At 68.1% G+C, this 6,150-nt stretch carries 5 protein-coding genes; all 5 read right to left on the bottom strand.

Going from position 1 to position 6,150, the window contains the following annotated elements; all coding sequences use genetic code 11:
- Positions 1-618: type III pantothenate kinase (locus tag VJS38_RS14265; protein WP_324088816.1), on the bottom strand; the 618-nt coding region annotated here is incomplete at its 3' end.
- Positions 619-623: 5 nt separating this feature from the next.
- Positions 624-1,364, bottom strand: a complete 741-nt coding sequence (locus VJS38_RS14260; protein ID WP_324088815.1) for a biotin--[acetyl-CoA-carboxylase] ligase — start codon at positions 1,362-1,364, stop codon at positions 624-626.
- A 1-nt stretch (position 1,365) separates the two neighbouring features.
- A complete protein-coding gene (gene nuoN / locus VJS38_RS14255) occupies positions 1,366-2,796 on the bottom strand; it encodes an NADH-quinone oxidoreductase subunit NuoN (protein WP_324088814.1) in 1,431 nt (476 codons plus the stop codon).
- Between the two features lie 15 nt (positions 2,797-2,811).
- Positions 2,812-4,296 carry an NADH-quinone oxidoreductase subunit M gene (locus VJS38_RS14250; RefSeq protein ID WP_324088813.1) on the bottom strand — a complete coding sequence of 495 codons (1,485 nt, stop codon included), beginning with the start codon at positions 4,294-4,296 and terminating at the stop codon, positions 2,812-2,814.
- 14 nt (positions 4,297-4,310) lie between these two features.
- Positions 4,311-6,150 (bottom strand): NADH-quinone oxidoreductase subunit L (gene nuoL, locus VJS38_RS14245; protein WP_324088812.1); only part of this gene is annotated, 1,840 nt, incomplete at its 5' end.

The raw sequence follows: 6,150 nt of genomic DNA, 5'->3' as shown, positions 1-6,150 counted from the left end.
GCGCGCGATCAGCCCCTCGATCAGGCCGATGTAGCCCCAGAAAACGCCTGACTGCATGGCCCCCACGGTGTCTGTGCCCACCACCCGCTGCGGCTTCTGGATCGCGACCCTGGGAAGTTTGGCCGCCGCGTTGTGCAACGCCTCCATCGACAGGTTGATCCCCGGCGCGATCACCCCGCCCTCGAATCCGCCGTCGGCGCCGATCACATCGAAGGTGGTGGCCGTGCCGCTGTCGATGACGATCAGGTCGCCCGGATAGGCGACGTGCGCGCCGATGGCGTTGACCAGCCGGTCGGCGCCGGCCTCGGACGGCTTGTCGATGCGCACTTCGATGCCGAGCTCGGCGTTCTCGCCGATCACCAGCGGCTCCACGTGGAGGTAGCGCCTGGCCAGGTTGCGCAGGTTGAAGATCGACTGCGGCACCACGCTCGAAATGATGCAGCCGTTGAAGACGCCGAGCTGCAGTCCTGCCATTGCGAGCAGCTGGGAGAGCCAGACGGCGTATTCGTCCGCCGTGCGCGTGCTCTCGGTGGCCGCGCGCCACTGGGCGATCCAGCGCTGGCCGTCGTGGACGGCGAACATGGTGTTGGTGTTGCCCTGCTCGATGGCCAGCAGCATGGCGCTCACCCTTCCCCGAAGAAGACGTCGCCAGCGGTTATCCGCTCCACGGATCCGTCGTCCAAGCGTAGCCGCAGCGCTCCGTCCGCCTCCATGCCTTCTGCTATGCCGCTGAGCGTTCGGTTCGGCAGCCGCGCCTCGCAAGGCCGGCCCAGGCCATAGGCCCGGTCCGTCCAGGCCTGGGCGATCGGCGCGAACCCCTGCGCCGCCCAGAGCGTGCGCCAGGCCTCGAACCGCGCGGCGAGGATTTCCAGCGCTTCGCGCGCCGGCGGCGGGCGGGCGCCCATGTGCTCGGCGAAGCTGGTCGCGGGGCGCTCGACGTCGGCCGGATGGCCCACGAGGTTCACGCCGACGCCCACGGCCAGCCATAGCCGCCGGTCGGGACGCGCGCCGGACTCCACCAGCACGCCGACCGCCTTCCGGCCATGGACGAGGACGTCGTTGGGCCACTTCAGCTGGGCGGCGCCCGGCCCCAGGCAGGTCTCCGCCAGGTCCGCGGCTGCGAGCGCCGCCAGGAACGAGACCTGGGCCGCCTCGCCGGCGGCGACCTCGGTGGTCATCAGAAGGGTGGCGGCGAGATTGCCCGTCTCGGTCGACCAGCTGCGCCCGCGCCGGCCGCGGCCGGCGGTTTGCGTCCGGGCCAGGATCCAGACCGGCCCCGCCTCCCCGGCCTCGGCCCGGCGGCGGGCCTCGGCGTTGGTGGAATCCAGCTCGTCGTAGGCTTCGATCGGGGGATGGACGGCCAAATCAGGCGAGACCGAAGGCGGCCGCGGCGGCGTGCGCCCAAGGGTCGATCCAGCGCAGCGCCACCATCACCACGGGGAAGGAGAACAGCGCCAGGGCGACGCCGATGGCGCGGGCCTCGACCGGCGGGCGGTCGGTCGCGCCCTGGCTGGAGTCGAACCACATCACCTTGATCAGGCGCAGGTAATAGAAGGCCGCCACGACCGAGCCGACCAGGCCCGCGATCGCCGCCGGCGCAAGGCCCGCGCCCAGCGCCGCCTTGAAGACGTAGAACTTGCCCCAGAAGCCGGAGAACGGCGGCAGGCCGAGCGCCGACAGCGAGAAGACCGTCATGGCCAGCGCGATCCACGGCTGCTCCTTGAAGAGCCCCGCCATGTCGTCGATCGTCTCCATCGACCGGCCCTTGCGCGACAGTGCGGCCAGGCAGGCGAAGAAGCCGGTCACGTCGACCATGTAGAGCACCATGAAGACCAGCATGGCCTGGATGCCCCGGGCGTCGCCGGAGGCCAGGCCCAGGAGCGCGTAGCCGATGTTGGCGATCGAGGAATAGGCCCAGAGCCGCTTCAGGTTCTGCTGCGCCAGGCCCCAGAAGGCGCCGACCACGACCGAGATCAGGGCGATCGCCACCAGCACCTGCTGCCACTGGCCGGCGGCGCCGCCGAAGCCCTGGGCCAGCGCGCGAGCGAACAGCACCATCGCCGCCATCTTCGGCGCGGCCGCGAAGAAGGCCACGACCGGCGTCGGCGCGCCCTCGTAGACGTCCGGCGTCCACATGTGGAACGGCGCGGCGGAGACCTTGAAGGCCAGGCCGCAGATCAGGAACACCAGGCCGAACAGCACCCCGGTCTGCGCCCCGCCGTGCACGGCCGCGGCGATGTCGGTGAAATAGGTCGATCCGGCGAAGCCGTAGATCAGGCTGGCGCCATAGAGCAGCAGACCCGAGGACAGCGCGCCCAGCACGAAGTACTTCAGGCCGGCTTCAGAGGCCCTGGCGTTGTCGCGGTACATGGCGGCCAGGACGTAGAGCGCCAGCGAGTGCAGCTCGACGCCGACGTAGAGCGAGATCAGGTCGCCCGAGCAGGCCATCATGCCCATGCCCAGCGCCGCCAGCAGGACGAGCACCGGGAACTCGAAGTTGCGCACGCCGCGGCGCTCGAACCACGGCTGGCCGAGCGGAATGGCCACGGCCGAGGCGACGTAGATCGCCACCTGGGCGAAAGCCGAGGCCTGGTCCGAGATCAGGCCGCCGCCGAACGCGCGGCCGAGCGGGGCGGTGGCGGCCGCGACCGCCGCGCCCAGGAGGGCGACGATGGAGGCCGCGCAGATCGCGGTCGTCGATTTCGGCGAGAAGGCGCCGACGACGAGCAGCAGGAGCGCGCCGACCCCGAGGATCAGCTGCGGGAAAGCCAGACTAAGGTCGGCGGAGACGTTCATCTAAAGACCAGCCCCTCACCCGCCGACAGCCGCCCGGTAGACCGTCACGAGATGGTCGACCGAGGTCTGGGTCAGGTTGAACACATAATTCGGATAGACGCCGAGGATCAGCGTGCCGGCGATCAGCGGCGCGAAGATCCAGATTTCCCGCTGCTCGAGATCGGTGATCCCCGCCAGCTTCGGATTGGTCAATTCGCCGAACACCACGCGGCGGTAGAGCGTGAGCGCGTAGACCGCCGAGAAGATGACGCCGCTGGCGGCGAGGATCGCCGTCCAGGTCGAGACTCCATAGGTCCCGGTCATGGTCAGGATCTCGCCGACGAAGCCCGAGGTGCCCGGCAGGCCGACGTTGCCCATGGTGAACAGCATGAAGACCGCCGCGTACCAGGGCATGCGGTTCACGATGCCGCCGTAGAAGGCGATCTCGCGGGTGTGCATGCGGTCATAGACCACGCCGACGCAGAGGAAGAGCGCGCCCGAGATCAGGCCGTGGCTCAGCATCTGGAAGATCGCGCCCTGTTCGCCCTGCACGTTGCCGGAGAAGATGCCCATGGTGACGAAGCCCATGTGGGCGACCGACGAATAGGCGATCAGCTTCTTGATATCGACCTGCCGGAAGGCGACCAGCGAGGTGTAGACGATGGCGATCACCGACAGCGCGAACACCAGCGGGGTGAACAGCTGCGAGGCCTGCGGGAACATCGGCACGCTGAAGCGCATGAAGCCGTAGCCGCCGAGCTTCAAGAGGATGCCCGCCAGGATCACCGAGCCGGCAGTCGGCGCTTCGACGTGGGCGTCGGGCAACCAGGTGTGGACCGGCCACATCGGCATCTTCACCGCGAAGGAGGCGAAGAAGGCCAGCCACAGCCAGGTCTGCACCTGCGGCGCGAAGTGGTAGGTCATCAGCAGCGGGATCGAGCTCGTGCCCGAGATGTTGATCATCGCCAGGATGGCGGCCAGCATCAGCACCGAGCCGAGCAAGGTGTAGAGGAAGAACTTGAAGGCCGCGTAGACCCGCCGCTGTCCGCCCCAGATGCCGATGATCAGGAACATCGGCACCAGGCCGAACTCGAAGAAGATGTAGAACAGCACCAGGTCGAGCGCGCAGAACACCCCGATGACCAGCGTCTCCAGGATCAGGAAGGCGATCAGGTACTCAAGGACGCGCTTCTCGATCGACCGCCAAGACGCCGCGATACAGAGCGGCATCAGGAAGGCGGTCAGGGGGATGAACAGCAGCGAGATGCCGTCGACCCCCATCCGATAGTGCAGGCCGGCGAACCAGGGGCTGTCCTCGACGAACTGGAAGCCGGCCGTATTCGGATCGAACTGAAGGACCAGCAGGACCGAGAGCGCGAAGGTGGCCAGGGTCGTGACGAGCGCGATCCACTTGGCCGCTCCGACGGTCTTGGCGTCGTCGGGCTTGCCCGCCAGGCGCAGCGCCAGGATGGCGGCGACCCCGATCAGCGGGGCGAAGGTGATGAGGGAGAGAATCGGCATCGGTCAGTTCTCCCTCAGCGGTTCCAGGCCCAGAGGGCGTAGGACAGCAGCCCCGCCACCCCCAGCAGCATCACGAAGGCGTAGTGGTAGAGGTAGCCGGTCTGCAGCCGGCTGCCCTGGCGGCCGAGCGAATAGGACACCGCCGAGACCCCGTCCGGGCCCAGGCCGTCGATGACCTTCTGGTCGCCGCCCTTCCAGAACAGATCGCCCAGGAACTTCGCCCCGCGGACGAAGGTCGCCTGGTAGAGCTCGTCGAAGAACCACTTGTTGTAGAAGAAGAGGTAGAGCGGGCCGCGGCGGGCGGCCAGCTTCGCGCCCAGCCCCTCGTGCAGCAGGTAGACGTAGGCGGCGACCAGCAGGCCCAGGACCGAGACGATCAGCGGCGCCTGCTCGACTAGCAGCGACATGTGATGCTCGCCCAGCACGTGGTTGTTGGCGGCGGTGAAGATCGCGCCCTTCCAGAACTCGCCCCGCTCCTCGCCGATGAACTTCCCGGTGAAGGCAAGGCCGGCGAAGACGGCGCCGACCGACAGCAGGATCAGCGGCAGGCGCATGGTCCAGGGGCTCTCGTGCGGCAGCGCCGGACCCTTGTGGTGGCCGCGCGCGTCGTGGTGCGCGGCGAGCGGTTCGTCGTGGGTTTCGATCTGAGCGTCGGAAGCGTGGTCGCTGGCGTGGCCGTGCGCGTGATCGGCGTGGTCGCGATTGTGCCAGTGGTGCTCGAGGTCCTCCGACGTCCAGCGGGCGTGGCCATTGAAGGTGAAGAAGGCCAGGCGCCAGGAGTAGAAGGCCGTGAGCCCCGCCACGAAGACGCCGATGACGAAGGCGAAGTAGCCCATGCCGTCGCCCGCCGCGCCGGCGGCGTAAGAGGCGTGGATGATCGAGTCCTTCGAGTAGAAGCCGGCGAAGCCCAGCTCGATCCCCGGGATGCCGAGGCCGGTGATGGCGATGGTGCCGATCACCATGACCGCGGTGGTCACCGGCAGGTACTTCGCCAGCCCGCCATAGCGGCGCATGTCCTGCTCGTGGGCCATGGCGTGGATCACCGAGCCCGCGCCCAGGAACAGCAGCGCCTTGAAGAAGGCGTGGGTGAAGAGGTGGAACATGCCGGCCTGATAGGCGCCGACGCCCGCGGCCATGAACATGTAGCCCAGCTGCGAGCAGGTCGAATAGGCGATCACCCGCTTGATGTCGTTCTGGGTCATGCCGACCGTGGCGGCGAACAGCGAGGTGATGGCGCCGATGAAGACGACGATGTGCTTGGCGACCGGCGCGTACTCGAACATCGGCGACAAGAGGCAGACCATGTAGACGCCGGCGGTCACCATGGTCGCTGCGTGGATCAGCGCCGAGACCGGCGTCGGGCCTTCCATGGCGTCCGGCAGCCAGGTGTGCAGGAAGAACTGCGCCGACTTGCCCATGGCGCCGACGAACAGCAGCGCGCAGGCCAGGTCCATCAGCCGGTAGCTATGGCCGGCGAACGCCCAGGCCTTGTCGGCGTGGCTGGCGACCATCGGGAAGATCTGGGCGAACTGGATCGAGCCGAAGGCCCAGAAGACGGTCATGATGCCGAGCGCGAAGCCGAAGTCGCCGACGCGGTTGACGACGAAGGCCTTGATCGCCGCCGCGTTGGCGGTCGGCTTCTTGAACCAGAAGCCGATCAGCAGGTAGCTCGCCAGGCCCACGCCTTCCCAGCCGAAGAACAGCTGCATGAAGTCCGAGGCGCTGATCAGCGCCAGCATGGCGAAGGTGAACAGCGACAGGTAGGCGAAGAACCGCGGCTTTGAGTCGTCGTCCGCCATGTACCCCCAGGAGTAGAGGTGCACGAGGCTGGAGACCGAGGTCACCACCACCAGC

It is taken from the genome of Phenylobacterium sp., assembly GCF_035276905.1.
GTDB lineage: Bacteria > Pseudomonadota > Alphaproteobacteria > Caulobacterales > Caulobacteraceae > Phenylobacterium.
The sequence above is the reverse complement of the archived record's forward strand: the minus strand, read 5'-3'. Positions and strand labels throughout refer to the sequence as shown.

Coding starts and splice junctions, on each gene's coding strand:
- nuoN (WP_324088814.1), bottom strand. CDS start 2,796: ATGAACGTCTCCGCCGACCTTAGTCTGGCTTTCCCGCAGCTGATCCTC.
- VJS38_RS14250 (WP_324088813.1), bottom strand. CDS start 4,296: ATGCCGATTCTCTCCCTCATCACCTTCGCCCCGCTGATCGGGGTCGCC.